Origin of the sequence: Moorena sp. SIO1G6 (assembly GCF_010672795.1) — a bacterium.
In the GTDB taxonomy this organism is placed as follows: domain Bacteria; phylum Cyanobacteriota; class Cyanobacteriia; order Cyanobacteriales; family Coleofasciculaceae; genus Moorena; species Moorena producens.
In genome coordinates this window covers 136802-157829 of sequence record NZ_JAAHFZ010000012.1, presented here as the reverse complement: position 1 = coordinate 157829, position 21028 = coordinate 136802, and the positions used below count along the sequence as shown (strand labels likewise).

Here is a 21028-nt window from a genome sequence, read left to right as displayed (position 1 = left end):
GTAATGCGCCGATCTGTAGAGTTTTGTACGGCAAGGAAGCCCCTCTATACTCTTGTAGCGCAATCGGATGCATTTAAGCAAGCCCGATCTGGGTAAATGTACGGGAATCCCTACTTTAACGCGAACCATAGACACTTAGCCAAGCCGCGAGAAGCCCCGCGCTCTACCCGATAGGGTGAGCGTCGTATGGGAAGCGCGGGGCAAGGGTCGGAACGTCGAAATGCCAATGTAATATACTAGGAAGAGTAGGGAAAACAAATTAAGAGCTAACCGCCACCTACTAACAGCAACCTTGAAAACCACCGAATATGGGGTTCCATCCCGAAAAAAACTTGATAGTTTGAGTTATCTGTGGATGGGTAAAATTTCATAGGTGCTCGCACCTTGAGCCCATTAAATTCGCTCAAGGTGCTCGCCTGCAGTACTTTGGTTCTAGAACTTTTTGTATTGTTCCGGGGGGTCGGGGCATCCCGGAGACGAAACCGATAGATAGGGTCGCCTATAAAGGCGAGCTGGCTATGCAGAAAAGGGTTAAAACTCATGAAATAAGGCGACCCTATCCTTACGGTAACTTCTGACCGTGTTGTTAATAAAGTAACCCGTGTATCCGTTCGCGCAGCGTCGGCGAAAGCCGATACCGTTGGGTGGAGTTGGTAAGAAGCCCGCGCTGTCCCGTTAGGGCAGCGTCGGGAGTATGTCACTCAGGTTATGATAGTACCTATAGCCCAAGGAATTTAGAGCCAATTACAGCTTTTCAATGACCCAACCACCACACCTTGCCCCCTATGGTTCCTGGAAATCCCCTATTAGCGCTGACATGATTGTTCAAAGCAGCGTTAGGTTGGGCAGCATTGCCCTTGATCAAAAGGATGTTTACTGGATTGAAGGGCGACCTGCAGAAGCTGGACGCAATGTAATCGTGCGACGCACCCCTGATGGCAAAACTGTTGATCTGACTCCCGAGCCCTTCAATGCTCGTACTCGGGTTAACGAGTATGGTGGTGGTGCAATTGCAGTTAAGGATGGCACAATTTACTTCTATAATTTTGCTGACCAACGTCTGTACCAACAAACCCCAAGCTCCAAACCCCAACCCCTAACCCCCATAGCTAACTGGCGCTATGGTGATGCAGTAATTGACCAGGAAAGAGGACGTATAATCTGTGTGCGAGAAAACCACACGGTGGATGGGGAACCAGTCAATACCTTGGTTAGCATCAGCCTAGAAAACGGTGAAGATATTCAAGTGCTAGCCTCTGGCTGTGACTTTTACTCCTCGCCGCGCCTAAGTCCCGATTGCTCTAAACTCGCTTGGCTAAGCTGGAATCATCCCAATATGCCCTGGGATGGTACTCAACTCTGGGTAGCTCCAATCTTAACCGATGGTTCTCTAGGTGTTGCAGAGCTCATTGCTGGTGGGGTTGATGAGTCGGTATTTCAGCCAGAGTGGTCACCAGATGGTGTACTTTACTTTGTATGCGATCGCACTAATTGGTGGAATCTCTACCGCTGGCAACCAACCCGAGGGGAAATCGAACCCCTGTGTGAAATGGAAGCCGAGTTTGGACTACCCCAGTGGGTCTTTGGCATGTCTACTTATGGCTTCGATGGTGCCAATCGAATCATATGTACCTATACTCAGGCAGGAAACTGGCATTTAGCTAGTATAGACCTAAACACCAAGCAGCAGTCGGTGATTGCCACACCATACACCAGTATTTCCGACCTAAAGGTAACTGATAATCAAGCGGTTTTTATCGCTGGTTCCGTAACAGAAGCAACTGCAATTGTTCAGTTGGACTTGACAAATGGACAAATCAATGTATTGAGGAAGTCGAGTGAGTTAGCTATCGATACTGGCTATCTATCGCCGCCTCAAGCGATCGCATTTCCCACAACTAATGGACTGACCGCTTATGGTTTCTTCTACCCACCACAAAACAAAGACTACACTGCACCAAAGTCCGAAAAACCACCCCTAATTGTCAAAAGCCACGGTGGACCTACAGCGGCGACTTCCAGTGCCTTTAACCTAAAAATCCAATACTGGACCTCTCGTGGTTTTGCCATGCTAGATGTCAACTATGGAGGCAGTACTGGCTATGGGCGGGATTATCGTCAGCGCCTTCAAAACAACTGGGGGATTGTGGATGTTGAGGACTGCACCAATGGCGCGCAATACCTAGCTGAGCAAGGACTAGTTGATAGTGAGCGACTGGCGATTGCTGGAGGCAGTGCAGGGGGTTATACAACTCTAGCTGCTCTGACATTCCAAGATGTGTTTAAAGCTGGCGCTAGCTACTACGGTGTCAGTGATTTGGAGGTACTAGCCAAGGATACCCACAAATTTGAGTCCCGGTATCTAGATGGCTTAATCGGTCCTTACCCAGAACGTAAAGATTTATATCAACAGCGATCGCCTATTAATTTCACAGACCAACTATCGTGTCCTGTAATTTTCTTCCAGGGGCTAGAGGACAAGGTAGTGCCTCCTAACCAAGCAGAAATGATGGTGGCAGCTTTGAAGGCTAAAGGGTTACCTGTAGCCTATGTCACCTATGAAGGGGAGCAACACGGTTTTCGTAAAGCAGAAACGATTAAACGGACTCTCGAAGGGGAGTTGTATTTTTACTCTCGGGTATTTGGATTTGACCTAGCAGAGGCGATAGACCCTCTAACTATTTATAATTATTAGTCATTAATTTAATTACGTTAGTGTGTAGACATGGCTCAAGACCTGCGAAGTAAGCCAATGTCGGTATTTGTCTATTGGTTTCGATATTATTGTTCACCATAAACTGATCAACGATGACTAGGCAGGAAAAACAATCAATAACCAGTGAGTTACAAACTCAGGCAATAATCCTCGGTGGATGGGTCGCTCTGATGTGGATTGTAGAGCTGGTGGATATATTCATTTTTGGAAGGAAACTTGATCTATATGGCATCATCCCCCGTAACCCGATTGGGCTGCGGGGTATTTTATTTGCCCCTTTTCTCCACGGTGGTTTTTCTCATCTGATTTCCAACACTATACCTTTTCTTGTCCTAGGCTGGTTTGTAATGTTGCAAGAAACTAGCGACTTTTTCGTAGTTACCACCATCACCATGCTGGTTGGTGGTCTTGGGGTTTGGCTGTTGGGCGCTCCCAATTCAGTTCACATTGGGGCAAGTGTGCTGATCTTTGGATATCTAGGTTTTCTGCTATTTAGAGGCTTCTTTGAACGAAACCTACCCTCAATTTTTCTATCAATTCTAGTCGGCTTCCTATATGGTGGTTTAGTTTGGGGTGTCTTACCTTCACAGCCCCATGTATCTTGGCAAGGACATTTATTTGGTTTTATCGGCGGTATCCTAGCCGCACGTCTACTGGCAAAGCGTAAACTCTCTTCGTAGTGCTGAGTTTTGACTACTCAGTGGGAAAATAAAACCAGACAGACTTTGTGGGTCCCCAACAGATTCAAACTATCTGTCTGCTGGTGTGAGTAATAGGTTTTGAGTAGAACTAGAGAAACTTTTATCAACAATTATGCGTTCACGTAGTGTCTCCAAAGGAGAATCGCGGGGATCCTCGCTCCTTGGGTCAAGTCTAAAAACCTAGTTTTAGCCAGAGGTATAACAGTCTCAATATTCTACGTATAACCAACAAAAAATGAAAATTTTTTCCCCAGTTAGCACTCACCACTAGAAGGTTGATAATCAGACCATAGAGGAAATGGCTCAAAAACAGAAATTCCCTCATCTTGTGGGTTCAAAATGGACAGCTAAACAGAAAACTTGGGGCTGGCGGCATTTCCAAGTGGTCAATCGTAAAAACCAAGGAAAGTGGGTGTTTGCTGAAATGGTAGCTTCTTGTGACCCGAATGTCCGTTTTTGGCTAAATGCTAAACAGCTTAAAGATCCTGGCTTGTGGCAAGCAGGCTGGAAATCTTTAGCCGAAATCGAAAGCGAAGAGTAACCGTAAGTATTCAGCCGTTGGCCTTTGGCCACGCTGCGGGCGCATAAGCTGATAGCACCTCAAGTAGCACCATCTGTAGCGCATATGCTTACGAACCCCCTACTCGGTCAAGGCGAAATCCTTGGTGCAGATGATTAAAAGTCTTGGCTGTAAGCTAATGGTAATAGGTTTTAGGTATTTTGTCTGGTTAGTGATGCGGCTCAAGATGTTTGTCACACAAGCGTTCCGGTTCACAGCAGCATCTGATTGATAAGATAAATGGCACGCTCCTTGAATTCAAGGCAAGCTGGTAATTGTTTATGTTTCATTGTTTATTGTTTATTTGGGTTTTATGGTCATGGATGGAATCAATCAAGCAGAAATGCGGGAAAGACTGGGAAACCTTGAGAAGATACGTGATATAATTATTGGCTCTAAGCTGCGAGAGTATGATACTCGCTTCACGAAGATAGAGTCTGACCTATCCATGTGGCAGCAGGAAATACGCGATCGCGTTGAGCAGATCAAAACGACTCTCTCAAAAGAAATAGCTGCTGGGGTAGATTCCCTCGAGAAAAAAATAAGTAATCTTAGTTTAACTGCAGCCGAAGAGAGGAATGAGATTCAGGAACGGGTGGAACTGTTGAACAAAAAGTTTTCTAAGAGTATTGAGGTGCTCGACGAGACAGTCTACAAGCAGTCCACCTCCCTAAAGAAGGCAGTTTCAGAAACTAAAGAACAGCATCAGCAAGATGTGATCAATCTCAGAAAGCAGATCTTGGCCGAGCTGGAAACTAAATTTGCACAGCTCAAAGATGCCAAAGCCTCGAAAGCAGATCTCGGAGACATGTTGTTAGAGTTGGGTTTGAGGCTCAAAGGGACTGAATTGGTTCCAGCACTCAAAGAAGCTAGTGATGGGTGGTCTGGATTACCACAGACCAAAGGTCATAATGGTACGGTCACCTCAGAAACTGCTACTAATGATGACGATCATCTCCAGTTAATCAAGCAAACTCAGACTTTGGAATAGACTTGGCACAGTCGAGCAATGGCAGCCACAAAAATTAACTGGATTTTCTCGCTAAGATTAGTTTTAAATCAAAGTGCGATCGCTTTTAGCGGAAGCTTCGCTTCATCGGGTAGCGGCTCTTTCAGAGCATCGCTAATTTTTGCAAAAGGTTAAATAGTAACGGATAGCCACCAGTGGCATTTTCAAACCAAAATCCGGCTGATGCCTCTCAGCCGGAAAATTCTAGATCAGAGTCAATTGAGGTCAATTCGAGCCGAGAAGGCGAGTTGAAGGATTTACTGAATTTACTCGTTGACCTCAAGATTATTGATCAGACGGTGCAACCTAGCCAACACCCTAAATCTGAGCAGCAAGGGATGACCTCTGATCAGGCAGACACTGTCCAAAAATATTCATTCCAAGACCTTGAGGTTCCAGCTATTGAACCTCAAACTGACCGTGGGAGTAGCAGCCTCCCGTCTAGGGTTCAGGAGAAAGAACCATTAGCTCAAGAAAGGGATCAACCCCAATCCTTCGGTGTCAAAGTTTTTCCCCATCAGAACCCATCACCACAGCTTCCTACACCAAAGGAGCATCTGCCGCAAATGCCTCAAAATTCCGAAGATCCAGTATTAGCTGAGAATTTAGTCCAATCCGAAGCCACAGAAACCAACCAAGACCTGCCATCACAGTCTGATCACGACACCTCCCAGGAATTAGACATCTTGGCTGAGATTTTGCAAGAACTGGTGATATCTCCAGAAATGGCAGAGTTTCGTGACCAGATAGAAACCCTAGCCCAGAGACAAGGCAGGCTTGAGCATCGGATTGATCAACCTCAAGAATTGATTAAGCTATTGCTACCAGTGATGGCTAAGCTGCTGGATCTCACGGTAGCTCAGTTCAGTACCTCGGTGACCGATTCCCTGACTCCCATCATTGATGAAGTCATTGACCACAGAACTCAACAGGATAAAGTGTGTGTGGGAGAAGCGATCGCTCCCGCAGTTCCAGTAGCTATTTCCTCCCGGATCATGGAGTGTCCAGAGGAAGTTGGGTTTGCGATCGCACCAGAAATGGCAGCAGCTATCCGGCAACAGATTATAATTGAGCCAGAGGCCATGGTAAATGCTCTGTATCCGGTCATTGGCAGTACCATTTCCACATACTTAGCAGAAGAAATCCGAGCTATCAATGAGAAGCTGGAAAATGCCCTCAGCGTTGAAGCAATTAAGCGCAAGATTCGCGCTAAGGTGCAGGGGGTTTCTGAAGCGGAACTGCTGTTTCGGGAGGTGATGCTGTTTCAGGCGCGAGCTATCTTTTTGATTCACAAAGACTCTGGTTTAGTGATTGCCGAGGTACAACCCTCTGACAGCCAGCATCTAGAGTCAGATATGGTAGCAGGAATGCTCACCGCTATCCGTAGCTTTGTCAATGACTGTATCGCTCAGTCTGGGGATGTGGCAGAAATCGATGCTATTGAATATGGTACATCCAAGATCATCCTGGAAGTAGAGGGATACTGCTACCTGGCCGTGGTAGTTCAAGGGGCACCCACCCAGCAGTTCATTAATCAGTTGCGGGAAAGCCTAAAAACTATTATTACCCATTATGGTAAACCGATCAGGTCTTTTGATGGATATCATACAACTATCCCGGTGGGAGTCAAGGGAATTTTACAAAATTTATTAGATCAATCCCTTAGTCAAGGGCGTCGTGATACTCAGGAAAATCGGAAAAAAGGCAAGAAACCCCCGGCCTTATTGGTGCTTGGCTTGGGGCTTCTGGGTTTAATCGCTGTATTTGGGGGATTTTATCAGCATAGGGCTAAAATAAACCGTCGCATTGAGCAAAAAACTCAACTTGCCCTCGCCTATTATGCCCCAGAAGTGTCTGATTATGGTTTAACAGTTAAAGCCAATCGCCAGAGACTAAAGCTAGCTGGACAGCTACCGAATCAGGCTCTGCGCTCAAACGTCGAGCAAATTGCCAAAGCTGCGGCCCCTAACTTAGCGTTGGATAATCAAATTGAGGTGATCGAACTCCCCTATACTGATGAGTTAACCCAAGCTCAAGTCCAACGGGTGAGAAACACCTTGAATCAAATGGATGGAGTGGTAATTGTAGCATCTTATACAGAAGGCCGGGTGACCGTAAAAGGAGCGATACTCTATGCTAAAGATTTCCCTAAGATTATCCAAGCCTTTGAGAGCATTCCCGGTGTCAAGTCGGTCGAGAACAATTTACAACTCCACGGATTAGACGTTACCAGCCGGATCTACTTTGATCTTGGTTCAGCCCAGTTGAAACCAGAGGATATAGGCACTAAAATCCGATCAATTAAGGAATTTATGGAGCGGTATCCTCAAAAGCACCTGAGGATAATCGGCTACGCCGATCCTAGGGGTCAACTTACCGAAAATCAGGGATTGGCACAACAACGAGCCCAAATGGTAAAAGATGTGCTTGTTCAGCAAGGCATTGATCCCAAACGGCTGCAAGTGCGTGGGGTTGGCAAACGCCCCCCAGATGTTGATGCTAGTCAACCGCTGTGGTTAAATCGATGTGTCGTATTTGATCCGTTTACCAAGAAATCCCGTTGAAAGCCCCTTGGGGTTAGCCACGATATCACAACAAGTTATGGACTTTAGTCCCTTGTCTATTCAATCTGGAATCAGGAGGTGATTCAACGACTGCAATAGATCACTAACACTAAAACCCATACTGCTGTCTGGTAACATAGGGTCGATGATCAATGAGGTGTTCAAGTCCGCTGAATAAATCATACCGTAAACCTGTTCAGATTTGGCTCCATGCCCATCTTGTAACAACCGTTTACAATCCTCCGTGATTTATCCATCGGAGAGTTCAAACTAGTTGTCAGCAACCAGTAACAATGTCCACTATTGATCGAAAAATTTGCCTAGTTGGAGACTTTGGTGTAGGCAAAACTAGCCTAATCCGCCGATTTGTGGAGGGTGTGTTTAGTGACCAATATCTTTCAACAGTCGGAGTGAAAATTTCCCGCAAAATCATAAAATTTAAGGATGAAACCCGATCAGAACTGCTGGATATAAAATTGATGATTTGGGATTTAGAAGGTCATACTAAATTTAAGGGAATTTCACCAACTTATTTAAAAGGAGCTCAGGGTGCAATTATTGTTGCTGATGTAACTCGCATGGAAACCATTGAGCACATTGTTCATCATATCGATCTGTTTTTATCCATCAATCCCAAAGGGGTGATTATTACTGCCTTAAATAAATCAGACTTAGTGGATCAAGAAAAACTGGAGGAATTGAAACAGATGTTACAGAAAAAAACTGCCCAGCAAGACCAAGTCATAGCCAGTTATTATACCTCAGCGAAAACCGGGTTATACGTCGATGACATATTTCAGCAATTAGGTTGCGGAACGCTTCAACAGGAATAATTAGTTATATATATAGTGATATATAGCGGTTCTCATAGCAATGAGGTACACAAGATTTTTTCCCTGTTGCCTGTTGCCTGTTGCCTGTTGCCTGTTGCCTGTTGCCTGTTGCCTGTTGCCTGTTGCCTGTTGCCTATTAACTAAAATCCAAAATTAAAATCCAAAATATATCTCGCCTATTTTAGAAATGCTATATATCTTTATATATATAGCACAGTAGCTGATATACCTATGCTTAGTCAACTACTGAGTCAACAGGTCGAGCAATCAGCACACACTGTGTCAAGTCTCCCGGACCAAGCCCTGGGAAAAAATCTAACATCCAACATCCAACATCCAAAATCCCATGACGCCCCTCTATTGTAGTAAAGGACATGAGAATCCCAATGACAATAAGTTTTGCCGGGTTTGTGGCGAGATGCTGCCATCCTTAGCCAAAACCTTTGACACTGGGAAGATTCTGGGTGGTCGCTACCGCATCGTCCGGGAGTTGGGACACGGAGGCTTTGGACGCACCTATTTAGCTCAAGACCTTAACCGCTTTAATGAACCTTGTGTGCTAAAAGAATTTGCCCCCCAAGTTCAAGGTAACCACGCCTTACAAAAAGCAGAAGAACTATTTGAGCGGGAAGCGGGAGTTCTTTATCGACTGCAACACCCTCAAATTCCTCAATTTCGTGAGTTGTTTCAGGTACAACAACAGGACAAAGGCACCCTATTGTTGGTTCAGGACTATGTGGAGGGGCAAACCTACCGCGCTCTACTGGAGGCTCGCCGACCTCAGGGACTCCGGTTTAGTGAAGCAGAAGTGACTCAACTGCTGATCCAAATCCTGCCAGTGTTGGAATATATCCATTTTATGAGAGTGATTCATCGGGATATCTCTCCCGATAATCTGATTTTGCGCAGTACCGATGGTTTACCAGTGCTGATTGACTTTGGCGGTGTCAAGGAGGTAGCAGCAAATGTGGCATCGAAGTTCCTAGGGTCAAAGGTGGCTGGTCAAAATAAGCCAATCATAACTCGGTTGGGTAAAGTTGGCTATGCTCCCCCAGAGCAGATGCAAGGAGGAAGTGTTTTTCCCCACAGTGACCTCTATGCTCTAGGGGCAACTATATTAGTATTAGTGACTGGTCAGGAACCCCAGCAGATCATTGACCCCAATACCCTGACGTGGAACTGGCGCAGAGAGATTAGCCTTAGCTCCACCCTAGGTCGTATCCTGGATAAAATGCTTCAACCGAGACCAGGGGAACGGTACCAAAATGCCAAAGAAGTGCTGCGAGACCTCACCACTCACCTTCAATTTGCCAGTGACCCGCAATCAGCTCCATCACCCCCTCAGACTAAACCGACCTTAGCAGTTGCCCCTGGTTCCAAGCCAGTAGCGGTTAACCAGCCAGCAAGGCCAGCTAGCGGAACACCATTAACCGGCGCTAGCAATAATAACGTTTTAGATTGGCTTGGCAAGGTGGTTTTGGTATCTGTTTTAGCTGCTGCTGTATTTGGCTTTACCTTCTGGGCAACCAATTGGTGGTTCACATTCGGCAAAAGATCTAAGCCGGAACCCTCACCAAAGGAATCACCCATCGATCAACCGGACATAAAGCCACCCTCGTGGTTTCCCACAAACGAGGCAAAGCGCAAGGAATTGCTCGATCAGCGTCGTGCCAATTTGGAGATTAACGAAAAGTTCTACGTTCAGTTAGTCAATGAGGCGTTTTGGGACAAGTACCCCAATCAAGAAAAACGACAGCTAGGCACTGGATCAAAGGATGCTCCGTTAAGAGAAGAGTGGGATAAGCTGGCATTTGAGCTATTGACCCGGATTGAGTTGCTAAATTTGAGTCGGACGGCACGGAGAGGGTTGGGAAGCTATGGGACAGCAGATCTGACTCGCTGGAAGCAGCAAGTGAATCAGGTGCGCCTTTCTAGCCGTGCAGCTTATGATATTGCAGATTCTAAATTCTTTCATAAGTTTCCAGATCAGCGGGGTGAGAAGTTTATCGATAAGTCTATTGGTCAGGTGTGGCAAGGGATTGTTGGGGATACGATCAAAGCGTTGACATCAGGAAAATCCCTACAGCGCATTGAGTTTGCTGCTGGCGGAGTTCAACAAGTCAATGGAACCCTCGAGCCAGGAGACGGGAAAGCGTTTACTGCTAAACTTTCTAGTGGTCAATTCATGGAAGTGAGACTGGCTACCGATGTAAATGCGTTGTTTTCAGTTTATGGTCCTAGCCGTAAGACGACCCCCCTATTAGAAGACTCAACCGAACGGGAGTGGAGCGGGGAGCTGCCAGCATCTGGCTTCTATGAGTTTGTGGTAGTTTCTCAAGCTTCTCAACCGATTAATTATCGACTTAACTTTAGGGTTGAAGATTAGTTATTGGTAATTTATAGCAGTTCTCAATTGGGTGAGCTATAGCGGTTTTTAGTCTAATAATGTGGGTTCTATAGCGCTACGCGCAATGGCATTGGCAAGAGGCATGCATGCAAAGGTGCGCTTTCCGCATCTAATTATTAAATTCGCCACGGGTCGCACCTAAAAGTTCACTAAAACAGCTTTTGCTGCTTGTATCAATGTCAAACACCTTAATGCGTAGTGCTATAGCAGAAGTCAGAAGTCAGAAGTCAAATGTCAGAAGTCAAACTCTTGCGCTTCTTGATGCAGTCGCTCATGGGGGAAACCCCCAAGACCGCTTAGGTGCGCTTTCCGTTGGCGAATTAAATTCGCCACGGGTCGCACCTCTGCATCGCTTACAAAGGGTGTGAGACTTTTGTCATGTCCTAACTGCCCTGGCGACTGCTATATAACAACCGTTTAGAATTCCCCGGCGGGGGACAGTTCAATTATTGAGTTAGTTGTAGACACTACTGGTTCAAATATTAAGTTAGTGATCGGATCTACTGTAGACACTACTGGTTCAAGGTTAGAACCCAGACTGAGTTGGTTCTGTTCACGGTACATACGGGCAAGAGCACCAGTGAAGCCAGCGTTGTAGTCAAGAGCGACTTCATTAATGGCATAGTTAGTTCGATCATCGACATAGGCATTATCCTCTGGTTCAGAGGGACCACCTACCAATGCACCATAGAGAATGTTGAGGTTGTCCGTTGGTGATTCGATGTCATTGGTGGTAGAACCATGGGCTCCACGATGGTGGGGATTCTTGGGAGAATTGTGGCCAAAACCGACGACATAACTGAAATTGTTGGGATTATCCCCAAGAATGTAGTCAATTTGATCAGCCGCAAAATCGGAGTAACGACCATTACCATCATTAACGGTATCACTATAAATACCAGCAAGAAAAGCGGTATTGGCAGCATATCGTAGGGAACCCCAGTCATTGAACCAAGCTAGTCCACCCTCAGTATATTCGATACCTTCACCACTATCGTCACTCCAGTAGTCCAGCCAGCGTTCTACTTCGATACGGTACCTATCCTGGTCAGTTTCCTGAGCAAGAAGGATGCCAGTACCATGGACTTTTTGATCCCAGGATTGAGTCTGAGTAGGATCAATACCTAGGTAGTAGCTTTCGGCTTTATCCAAGTAGGTCTGGTCACCGGTTGCTTTGTACAGCCAAGTTGCAGACCAGGCCAGTTCGTCTTCGTAGCCACTCCAAGAATTGTAGAAAATAGCAGCATCGGGGATAGAGTCAGAGTAGTTACCTTGATAGGTCTCGGCAAAGTCAAATAGGGCTTTCGCGTTATTGAGTAGTTGATTAGCGTAACTGTTGTTTGTGGATTGGAAGGCAATTGAGGCAGCAGCTAAGGCCGCAGCAGATTCACCAGCTAGGTCAGAACCGGGATTTAAAGGATCAATTTTGTACGCTGGTCGCACCATGGTCATGGTTTCCGGCGGTCCCCAGAAGCTATGGTCGATGTCACCGGATCCAACCTGTGCCCAGAATTCTTCGGTTTGACCGTTACTGTCTGTGATGTGGGCTTTGAGTATGTAATCGGTACCCCACTTAATCGCATCCAAAGCCTCATCCCATTGACCCATGTGCTGGTAGGCATCTTCATATTCGATTGCCCCCCAAGCTAGCATAGTCATGGCAGCAGCCATGGGGAAGCCGAACTTGACGTGGTCCCCAGCATCGTAATAACCGCCAGTGAGGTCAACTCCTACATCAGCACCATCGTTGAGGCCAGAATCCCCGCGCCATGGGATGCGATTGTCTTCAGGAAGTTTACCGGAGCGCTGAGCTTCATAAAATAAGAAGGACTTTTCGACAGCATCACCATAGTTGAACTGTGTTGAGATATTGGTGTTGATGATACTGGGTACAGTCTCACCATTTCCATTGGATGAGTCGAGTTGAACAGGAGTAGATTCATTCATTAGTCATTAAAAATTAGTAATCTTTGATAACAAAGCAAGTCAAATTACCCCTGTTTAATACTGGGAAAACGAAACAGGTCAAATTACCATTTTTTGTTGTTTATGAAGATAAAAACAACAAAACAAGTTAAATTACCCCTGTTTAATACAGGGACAATGAACTAGCCTCTAATTCCCCGTCAATAAAGGAGATAATAGGGCCTCATATTTGATTGACAAAAGCACTTTAAATTTGAGTAGTACTACTCTTAATGGCTACACCGAAATAGTTTTGTTTTGTAACGATAGCTAATATTAGCTTACAACTGTCAGGATATTAGTGTTAAATAAAACTAGAAGTTATTGTGAATTTTTAGTAAAGAATTAAAATCCCTAACACACAGTATCTTGAACTAAGCAGTTTTCAATTGGGTTCGGTACAAAATTTTTGGATTTTAGGGAACAGGGAACAGCGGATCTGGGAACAGGGAGTAGTGATGCAGCGCTATACTTTATTAACTCTTGCCTCTTGCCTCTTGCCCTACTCTTAGGGAACAGCGGATCTGGGAACAGGGAGCTAAGGTTGTGGGCCACGCTTACTGGCAGAGCCAGACGCTGCTTGAGGTGCGAACGGAGCTGGAAGGTAGCGCCGTCTTGAGGAGCCAGTTGCTCATATAACTTCCCGCGCCCCCCACACTCCCCACACTTCCCGCGCCTCCACCCCACACTTACCACATTTACCACACTTACCACACTTACCACACCCCATCTCCCCACCCTCCCCGCGCCCCCGCCCCATCTTGTTAATCTGGCGGACAGAGGAAATTCTTGAGTTTTTCCGGCATTTCCTCAAAATTCTCTAGAAGGAAGTCCATTATGGCCAGATGGTACAAATCGATGGGCATGGGAGAGCGATAGTTATCACCTCTGGCAAACCAGCGCTGTACTGTGGCATCGCTACGGGAGCAAATACAGGCTATGACTTCGTAAGTAACCAACCATTTCCCATAAAACTTAGGTGCGCTTGACCTTGGCGAATTCAATTCGCCAAGGTCAAGCGCACCTGTTGTGGTGTCATAGCAATTTGGCAGTTACTGTAGCGCTGGATTAAGGCTCGGTCTTTTTCGGTTAGAGGACGGGGCTTTTTCATAAGGCGTCCTCTACTGCTAGAGTTTCTATGTCTTGTGCCGGGGCCAGTACGGTGATGGCTAGTTCAGTACCCCAGTCAAGTTGGTGATCATGGGGTTTCGAGGGAATGCGATCGCGTAGCGGCTCGTACCGAGCATCCCATAGCGGCTCGTACCGAGCATCGTTTTCGTGGTAGGGGTGACCCTCACCATCAGGGTGAATTGGTTTTAACATAGGATTTATCTCCTTGTCTAAGGGGAGGACCCAGAAGCCAGCGCCAGTCGTGTAATCTTTGCGCTGGCTTCTTTGTATCTCCTTACTTTTAAGATAACACAAAAACTTTAAATAGGATTCAACCGTTAAAAAACTTAAAAAACTAATTTGGGAGTAGCGTCAGAGTATTTTTGTTGTTCGCCTGACGGTGTTTTACGTACTGACTATGCTAATTAGTTGTGAAAATTTAATTAATAAAGTAGTGATGTTATCAACTTTTTGAGGTAACTTAAACGGCGGGAAGTTAAGCATAGTAAAGCGTTTATAGACTTTGGTACTATCTCAAATCTAATTCCTTAAAATGCAATTTTTAAAGAAAGCTAAAGCTTGACAAAAAAACTTGTTTTGCTATATGGTATTTGAGGCTCATATTGTTGGAAGACGTCATGAGCTTGACAACAGTATGAATTAGTGTTTAAAACATTGAATAAACTTGTGTTCACAAGTTTTAATTCAGATAAAAATCACGTTGTAGTAGGCAAATAATTGCGGTCGCTACAGAAAAATTAATCAGGGAAATATCTATGACAATATTTGTTTCATATTTTGTTATTATTTATGAACATACCATGGAGGTTGAGCCAATGGATATCATTGATATCGAGGTGCAGGAAACGATTTTCCGAGGCAAGACTATTTTCCCAGTTGACTAACCAAAGTTATTGAAACTATGCTCAATTGCAACAGATTAGGTTGTTTGTGCCAGACCAGCGTATCTCTGGGTAAAGTTCAGCGGTTGAAGAGGGTGATTGTATTAATCACAATCTTTGCTTTACTCGAAATGGTTGTGGGCTTTGTTAGCCACAGTTTAACTCTCAAAGCTGATTCCGCTCACATGCTGGCAGATATTGTAGCAATGAGTATTGCTTTGCTTGCTGCATGGCTGGCTCAACGCTCCTCGAAGTCTCGAAAGCAAATGAGCAATCAACCAATTGAAGTTTTAGCTGGTCTGATCAATAGTATCGGTCTAGTGGCTATGTCTGTATGGATTGGGCGAGAAGCGATCGCCCATCTGCAAGGGACACCTGAGGAAATCCTCAGTTTGCCGATGCTAGTCACTGCGTTAATTGGCGTAGTGATCAACAGCATTAACCTCTATTGGCTAGGGGAAAATACCGAGCAAGATATCAATTTGCGTGGTGCGTTTTTGCACGTACTGGCGGACGTAGTTAGCTCAATCGGCACGATAATAGCTGCTTTAGCAGTTGGGATTTTCAACTGGCCTCAGGCGGATGCGATCATCAGCTTTAGTGTAGCTATTTTGATTGGCTTAAGTACTCTTCCTCTACTGCAGCAAACTCTGGAAAAATTATTTAGGGAATCATCAACAACTAAGACGATGGCGATAGAAAAACTCCCTCAACAGTCAGGCTGGCTAGAGTTAGGAAAGACCGATTTAGTGTCTTTGATAAAACTCAAAGAGGATTGAAAATTCCTGGACAGTTATTGAATTTGATCTGATATTTTTCGTGAATTTTTAGGTAAGCATTCAGCGGTCAGCGGTCAGCGGTCAGTGGTCAGCGGTCAGCCGTCAGCCGTCAGCTTTGTGGCACAGGCTAGAAGCCTGTGACGTAGCCCATAAGCTGAAAGCTGAAAGCTGAAAGCTGATAACTGATAGCTGATAGCTGATAGCTGATAACTGATAGCTGACGGCTGATAGCTGAATGCTTACTGCGATGCCAACCAAATTTCTCTAGCAGCAGCGTTTCCATAAAGCTTCCTTGGTTCAACCACTAGCAAGGGTTCACCAACATGCTTAGGTAAGTTAAGGTTGCTCTCGGGGTGTTGCATCGTTGCTGGATGATCTGACAAGTGTTGACTGTCTGCTCTTGGGACTTTTCCTGATTTGCCAGACACTGATAAATCATCTAAATTATCACCAGGCTGGCCCAGGAAATCCGTGACAAAGACTACTGGACGGGAGCTATCCCAATATTCCTGAAGTTTCTGTTTAGTAATCCCGTATTGCGGTTTTGGTCCTGGAAATTCAGGGGGTAAACGATTGAAGCCACTATCTGTCAGAACGAGTACGATCCGATAGGCTGTATTATCTTTGCCTTTAGCCCAACCCGCTGGAAGATCGAAAGATGGGCAAGACAGGGAGGAGGGGAAATTTTTCGGTTCTTCTTTAGTCCCTGGCTTTAGTACTACTTGGTTGAATTTATGATTAGACCTTTGGCAAACGTATTGTCTTGATACTGTTTTCGTCAATTCTTCTCCCCTGTTCCCTGTTCCCTGTTCCCTGTTCCCGATTTCTGCAAGATGTCTATGGTCTTGGTTGAGGTAGTAGCTCATAGCACCAGCAGCTCCTAGTTCTCGTGACCCTTCAAATGTCCAGAGCGTGGATAGTCCTAAGACAGGATTAGCCGTTTCAATCAGGGTTTTGGCGGAACGGATGTCTTGGAGAGTGGTAAAACTATGGGTAAATGTGACATAAACGAAGAAGAAGCTGAGGAAAATAGAGACGGATGCTGACTTGGCACGTTTCAGCAGCAGGAAAATGCCACCAATCAGAAAACCACTACTAAACCAGAGTGCGATCGCATAAATTATGCCATCGAAGTCTCGATAGTTGGATAATTCTGCTAATTTGCTGACCCAATTGGGATTCCAAAGCCTAGCACTAATCCCCACTAACCCGGAAATAACACCTAAACTACAGAAGCTGACCGCTGCTGCAATTCGCCCCTGTCTCTGCTTCTGGTCTTGGCAACGAGACCACCAACCAGCACATAGGATAATTAGGGGTGGGATACTAGGAATACTGTAATATACTAAACGAGACGATAGGGGAAGAAAGGCGACGATAGGCAGTGTTGCCGCAATGACTAGGAGCAATATCCCTGATGACCTGGAATTTGTGAAAGTCTGGTCACTGGAAGCTTCCCTAAACCCTAGCTCCCTCCCTTCTTGCTTCGGGTCCCAATAGGAATCGGATAACCCTACTGAGGTCTCAAAGCAGGGATGGCAGTTTTGGTTTGTGTAGCGGTAACTATTGGGTTGTTGGCTACTATCTGAGTAGTTTGGTGAGTAGCTTGGCAAGTAGTTTCGGGAGTAGTTTGGCCAGTAGTCCTGCCAAGCGCTATAGAGTGCTTGGGGTAGTACCACTATCCACGGTAGGCACCAGATTGCTGTTACAACTAAATAGCCTATGGCACTGACTTTAGATACTTCATAATCTGGTGGCCATCGGGTATCCGCTATCCGCTTGAGATTTTCGTTGAACAGAAAGTAGTGGAAAAAGCCTGGGTTAGCCTGTTCTACTGCCATAAACCATGGCAAGGTTACTAGAGAGGTCACGATTATTCCTAGCCGAATTCGCAATTGCTGGAATAGTCTCCAGCTCCGTTGTCTAAATGCGATCGCTAAACAACCAATCAGGGGAAATCCTAGGAATACTGGCCCTTTGGTTAAGACACACAATCCTAAAAGACTATACAGACTTAACCAGTAGATCCAACAGTGAGGTGCCCTCTCTAACCGCCACAAGCAATAATAGGTAGCTAAGAGCAAGGTGGCCAAGAGTACATCGATCAGAATCTGGTGGGTAAACACAAACCAGCCAGTAGTCGAGCAAAGCATTAAAGCTGCTAGACGACCAGCGGTAGGATTCCAGAGTTCTCGCGCCCATTTCCAGGCAACTATCGCACCAAGCCAACCGATAATGGCTAGAGGGAGCCGTGCTGCGTACTCTGTGGAACCCCATAGGGTCGTACTGGTTGCTATCAGCCAATAAAGTAATGGGGGTTTATTCAGGTAGGGTGAACCGTTGAGATGAGGCGTAATCCAATCCCCACGTAACAGCATTTCACGGGCAACGCCGCCGAAGTGACCCTCGTGGGGTTCATACAATCCATATCCACTCAAGCCATGAATTAACACCAGCAACCCCAATAGTAATACGATCACGTCACTCCAGCCAGTAGTAGCAGAGGGGATCCGGGCTAATGGTTGATGCTTCAACACAATGGTTAAGGTCAATGATGGGTTGGTATTTTACACCCTAATACCAATATTTTTCAACTTGCTCTAGTAGTATTTGCTTAAAAGCTAGTCCAGCTCCCAATCTTCAATTTGTAGTCCACGAACTCTGCTAAATTCAGCCGTATTATGAGTAACCACAATTAAATTATTAGCAAGGGCGATCGCAGCGATTTGTAAATCATAAGGTCCGATTGGTGTTCCCATAGCTGCTAAATCAGCCCGGATTTGTCCTGCTATTCTGGCAGGATTGCTGTCTAACGGTAGAATCGTAAACTGACTGAAAAATCGTTGCAAAAGTGCTAAATTTATTGACTGTTTGGTACTACGATAAGCACCGTAATATAACTCCATCTCGGTTATGGAGCTGATAAAAATATTCTCTGGTTGTTCGGTAGCAAGGCGAGATGTCACCGCCGGACTGGTATTGTTCAACAGCCGAATGCAAACATTGGTATCCAAAAGGTAGCTCAAAATAGACTCTCCCTGGTTTCAAACTCTTCTTGCTTCCCCCGCTCTAACGGTTCTCCCGCCCAACCCCCAATTACTTCCTCAAAAAAACCAGGCATCCAGCCTTGGGGTGTTTCTAGTTTTAAGGATGATTTTAATGGATTAAAAACCACCATAACTTCTAATTCTTCGTTCGTTATCCCTACTGGAACGTCCAGATGTAAAATACCATCAGACCCCACATGGGAGATTACTTTAATGCTTTCCATCGTGCTTTCTGCGTTATAGAACTTATCCAAGTTTATAGCAGTTCTAAATTGGGTGAGCTACTTCGTCCGGGAAGTGTGGGTCTTGTGGGAGGTGTGGGATGTGTGGGGGCAGAGGAGAGACAGGGAAGTGTGGCTGAAAGGGGTAGGTTTTTTACATCAAGGTCAAACGGTTTCACAACTTGCCTTTTGATTTGGCCTACCCATTTCTAATTTCTTCCGGATCTAGACAGAGCAATCAAGGATTAAGAAATAGTAGATGCACCCTGACTAATCCCTCAGCTACCCGCTGGGGATTTTTTTTGTTCAATTTTGTCTCAACCAATCTATCAGTTCTAAATTCTTCCGGATCTAGAGAGAGCAATGAAGGAATAAGAAATAGTAGATGCACCCTGACTGATCCCTCAGCTACCGGCTGGGGATTTTTTTTTTTCAATCTTGTCTCAACCAATCTATTAGTTCTATGTGGAATAGCCATCTTGGCTGTCTCCTTGGCCTAAGCATTTCTAAATTCTTCCGGATCTAGATAGAGCCATGAAGGATTAAGAAATAGTAGATGCACCCTGACTGATCCCTCAGCTACCAGCTGGGGATTTTTTTTGTTTAATTTTGTCTCAACCAATCTATCAGTTCTAATTTCTTCCGGATCGAGAGAGAGAAATGAAGGATTAAGAAATAGTAGATGCACCCTGACTCATCCCTCAGCTACTCGCTGGGGATTTTTTTTGTTTAATTTTGTCTCAACTAATCTATCAGTTCTATTTGGCTTACCCATTTCTAATTTCTTCCGGATCGAGAGAGAGCAATCAAGGATTAAGAAATAGTAGATGCACCCTGACTCATCCCTCAGCTACTCGCTGGGGATTTTTTTTGTTCAATTTTGTCTCAACTAATCTATCAGTTCTATTTGGCTTACCCATTTCTAATTTCTTCCGGATCGAGAGAGAGCAATCAAGGATTAAGAAATAGTAGATGCACCCTGACTCATCCCTCAGCTAATCGCTGGGGATTTTTTTTGTTCAATTTTGTCTCAAGTAATCTATCACTTTTGAGAAATGCACTCCTGATCAATGCGATGGGTTTTGCCCCGCTACGCGAACGGGTTTCTAAATTGTTCCGGATTAAGATCGACCGATAAAGGATTAAGACATAGTAGATGCACCCTGACTCATCCCTCAGCCAGGGTAAGCGGAAGAAAAAGGGATAACCCATCCTGTTATCGATTCCATAGTAAGGTGTCTAGTCTAAGGTGAACAGAGGTGTAGCAATTGCCCTCTTGAAATTTGGTGTCAGAGTTATGAAAAAAATTCCAACAATTTTTGAACGGGGAGATAATTTTAAGGTTATTAACAAAGTGCGCTCAGGTTGCGAGTGGGTGATCGCTGGCGAAGGAATAGCTACGGAAAAACTTGATGGAACTAATGTACGCTTAAGTGTGGTTTCTGGCAAATGTATACATTTAGAAAAACGGCGTAATCCAACCAAGAAACAAAAACAGCTTGGCATACAAGATGGTTGGTATGTAGATGCTAACTCGGACGATCCAGCTGATCAATGGATCTTTGAAGCGATGAGAAACACAGATCTATCTGACGTACCGGATGGGAAACATTGTGCGGAAGCTTTGGGACCAAAAATTCAGGGTAACCCATTAAAGCTAAAGGAACATATTTGCGTACTGTTTAACTTACAAGCTCCTGTGTTTGAGAATATTGGTAGAACCTTCAACGAGCTAAGAGAAGCATTAACAGATCTAGAAAGTTTGTATTCCCCTGGGTGCAGGGCAGAAGGAATTGTTTTTAGCCACGAGGATGGACGCCAAGCAAAAATTAAATGCAAAGACTTCTGATTGAGGATTGATTATCATTGCCTTTGACATCCCGTTGTTTTTTTTTATTCAATGTTGTTTCAACCAATCTATCAGTTCTAATTTCTTCCGGATCTAGAGAGAGCAATGAAGGATTAAGAAATAGTAGATGCACCCTGACTCATCCCTCAGCTACCCGCTGGGGATTTTTTTTGTTCAATTTTGTCTCAACCAATCTATCAGTTCTATTTGGCGACCGCGTTTTGAAACAAGAGTTGTCAAACCATTTCGGAGAGGGGGTTTCCAGCCTAATGGCTAATATTGTACGTATCTCGACCCCAATATCTGGAAACTAAAAAATGAGGAATCACAGTAGTACATAACTACTATCAAAAAGAATTATTATCA

Annotated in this window: 18 protein-coding genes; 11 read left to right on the top strand and 7 right to left on the bottom strand. The window is 45.0% G+C overall.

All coding sequences use genetic code 11. The features are described 5' to 3' along the window. The first annotated feature begins 757 nt into the window (after positions 1–757). The 7 genes from F6K63_RS13920 to F6K63_RS13890 all read left to right on the top strand — a co-directional run bounded on the left by F6K63_RS13920 (position 758) and on the right by F6K63_RS13890 (position 10768). Positions 758–2695: a S9 family peptidase gene (locus F6K63_RS13920; protein ID WP_287312389.1), complete on the top strand. Its 1938-nt coding sequence runs from the start codon at positions 758–760 to the stop codon at positions 2693–2695. Positions 2696–2808: 113 nt separating this feature from the next. Next, entirely contained in the window at positions 2809–3396 is a 588-nt protein-coding gene (locus F6K63_RS13915) for a rhomboid family intramembrane serine protease (RefSeq protein WP_287312388.1), read from the top strand. A 319-nt stretch (positions 3397–3715) separates the two neighbouring features. After that, positions 3716–3958, top strand: a complete 243-nt coding sequence (locus F6K63_RS13910; RefSeq protein WP_008181697.1) for a TIGR02450 family Trp-rich protein — start codon at positions 3716–3718, stop codon at positions 3956–3958. 337 nt (positions 3959–4295) lie between these two features. After that, positions 4296–4967: a hypothetical protein gene (locus tag F6K63_RS13905; protein ID WP_008181696.1), complete on the top strand. Its 672-nt coding sequence runs from the start codon at positions 4296–4298 to the stop codon at positions 4965–4967. Between the two features lie 173 nt (positions 4968–5140). Next, on the top strand, positions 5141–7549 hold the full coding sequence (locus F6K63_RS13900) for an OmpA family protein (RefSeq protein ID WP_287312387.1): 2409 nt from the start codon (positions 5141–5143) through the stop codon (positions 7547–7549). A gap of 293 nt (positions 7550–7842) precedes the next feature. Further along, a complete protein-coding gene (locus F6K63_RS13895) occupies positions 7843–8382 on the top strand; it encodes a Rab family GTPase (protein ID WP_008181693.1) in 540 nt (179 codons plus the stop codon). Between the two features lie 346 nt (positions 8383–8728). After that, positions 8729–10768, top strand: a complete 2040-nt coding sequence (locus tag F6K63_RS13890; protein ID WP_287312386.1) for a protein kinase domain-containing protein — start codon at positions 8729–8731, stop codon at positions 10766–10768. Between the two features lie 438 nt (positions 10769–11206). Here F6K63_RS13890 and F6K63_RS13885 read toward each other — a convergent pair whose 3' ends face one another. From F6K63_RS13885 to F6K63_RS13870, 4 genes are all read right to left on the bottom strand, one after another. Continuing rightward, entirely contained in the window at positions 11207–12736 is a 1530-nt protein-coding gene (locus tag F6K63_RS13885) for a glycoside hydrolase family 9 protein (RefSeq protein ID WP_287252142.1), read from the bottom strand. Positions 12737–13108: 372 nt separating this feature from the next. After that, positions 13109–13477, bottom strand: coding sequence for a hypothetical protein (locus tag F6K63_RS13880; RefSeq protein ID WP_287312385.1), 369 nt, complete (start codon positions 13475–13477; stop codon positions 13109–13111). Positions 13478–13518: 41 nt separating this feature from the next. Then, entirely contained in the window at positions 13519–13713 is a 195-nt protein-coding gene (locus tag F6K63_RS13875; protein ID WP_229414402.1) for a hypothetical protein, read from the bottom strand. Between the two features lie 148 nt (positions 13714–13861). Continuing rightward, on the bottom strand, positions 13862–14077 hold the full coding sequence (locus F6K63_RS13870) for a hypothetical protein (RefSeq protein WP_044492515.1): 216 nt from the start codon (positions 14075–14077) through the stop codon (positions 13862–13864). 563 nt (positions 14078–14640) lie between these two features. Between F6K63_RS13870 and F6K63_RS13865 the strand changes: the two genes are divergently transcribed. After that, the gene (locus F6K63_RS13865; RefSeq protein ID WP_008181679.1) at positions 14641–14769 is read left to right on the top strand and encodes a hypothetical protein; all 129 of its coding nucleotides are present in this window, start codon (positions 14641–14643) and stop codon (positions 14767–14769) included. Positions 14770–14786: 17 nt separating this feature from the next. Beyond that, positions 14787–15545: a cation diffusion facilitator family transporter gene (locus F6K63_RS13860; protein ID WP_008181676.1), complete on the top strand. Its 759-nt coding sequence runs from the start codon at positions 14787–14789 to the stop codon at positions 15543–15545. Positions 15546–15784: 239 nt separating this feature from the next. On the opposite strand, the gene F6K63_RS13855 is transcribed toward F6K63_RS13860, so the two are convergent. From F6K63_RS13855 to F6K63_RS13845, 3 genes are all read right to left on the bottom strand, one after another. Beyond that, positions 15785–18097 (bottom strand): ArnT family glycosyltransferase, encoded by a 2313-nt coding sequence (locus F6K63_RS13855; protein ID WP_287312384.1) that lies wholly within the window; start codon positions 18095–18097, stop codon positions 15785–15787. A 69-nt stretch (positions 18098–18166) separates the two neighbouring features. Beyond that, positions 18167–18571 (bottom strand): type II toxin-antitoxin system tRNA(fMet)-specific endonuclease VapC, encoded by a 405-nt coding sequence (vapC, locus tag F6K63_RS13850; protein ID WP_008181669.1) that lies wholly within the window; start codon positions 18569–18571, stop codon positions 18167–18169. Beyond that, the gene (locus F6K63_RS13845; protein ID WP_044492511.1) at positions 18568–18816 is read right to left on the bottom strand and encodes a hypothetical protein; all 249 of its coding nucleotides are present in this window, start codon (positions 18814–18816) and stop codon (positions 18568–18570) included. Before F6K63_RS13845 ends, vapC begins: the two co-directional genes overlap by 4 nt. Positions 18817–18868: 52 nt before the next feature. On the opposite strand from F6K63_RS13845, the gene F6K63_RS13840 reads away from it, so the two are divergent. Together F6K63_RS13840 and F6K63_RS13835 are read left to right on the top strand one after the other, a co-directional pair. Beyond that, positions 18869–19006 (top strand): hypothetical protein, encoded by a 138-nt coding sequence (locus F6K63_RS13840; RefSeq protein WP_158026238.1) that lies wholly within the window; start codon positions 18869–18871, stop codon positions 19004–19006. 1104 nt (positions 19007–20110) lie between these two features. After that, entirely contained in the window at positions 20111–20662 is a 552-nt protein-coding gene (locus F6K63_RS13835) for an RNA ligase family protein (RefSeq protein ID WP_287312383.1), read from the top strand. The last annotated feature ends 366 nt before the right edge of the window (positions 20663–21028 follow it).

Excerpts from the sequence above, each read along its gene's own strand:
- F6K63_RS13920 (WP_287312389.1), top strand. The coding sequence starts at position 758 with ATGACCCAACCACCACACCTTGCCCCCTATGGTTCCTGGAAATCCCCT.
- F6K63_RS13915 (WP_287312388.1), top strand. The coding sequence starts at position 2,809 with ATGACTAGGCAGGAAAAACAATCAATAACCAGTGAGTTACAAACTCAG.
- F6K63_RS13910 (WP_008181697.1), top strand. The coding sequence starts at position 3,716 with ATGGCTCAAAAACAGAAATTCCCTCATCTTGTGGGTTCAAAATGGACA.
- F6K63_RS13905 (WP_008181696.1), top strand. The coding sequence starts at position 4,296 with ATGGATGGAATCAATCAAGCAGAAATGCGGGAAAGACTGGGAAACCTT.
- F6K63_RS13895 (WP_008181693.1), top strand. The coding sequence starts at position 7,843 with ATGTCCACTATTGATCGAAAAATTTGCCTAGTTGGAGACTTTGGTGTA.
- F6K63_RS13890 (WP_287312386.1), top strand. The coding sequence starts at position 8,729 with ATGACGCCCCTCTATTGTAGTAAAGGACATGAGAATCCCAATGACAAT.
- F6K63_RS13885 (WP_287252142.1), bottom strand. The coding sequence starts at position 12,736 with ATGAATGAATCTACTCCTGTTCAACTCGACTCATCCAATGGAAATGGT.
- F6K63_RS13870 (WP_044492515.1), bottom strand. The coding sequence starts at position 14,077 with ATGTTAAAACCAATTCACCCTGATGGTGAGGGTCACCCCTACCACGAA.
- F6K63_RS13865 (WP_008181679.1), top strand. The coding sequence starts at position 14,641 with ATGACAATATTTGTTTCATATTTTGTTATTATTTATGAACATACCATG.
- F6K63_RS13860 (WP_008181676.1), top strand. The coding sequence starts at position 14,787 with ATGCTCAATTGCAACAGATTAGGTTGTTTGTGCCAGACCAGCGTATCT.
- F6K63_RS13845 (WP_044492511.1), bottom strand. The coding sequence starts at position 18,816 with ATGGAAAGCATTAAAGTAATCTCCCATGTGGGGTCTGATGGTATTTTA.
- F6K63_RS13835 (WP_287312383.1), top strand. The coding sequence starts at position 20,111 with ATGAAAAAAATTCCAACAATTTTTGAACGGGGAGATAATTTTAAGGTT.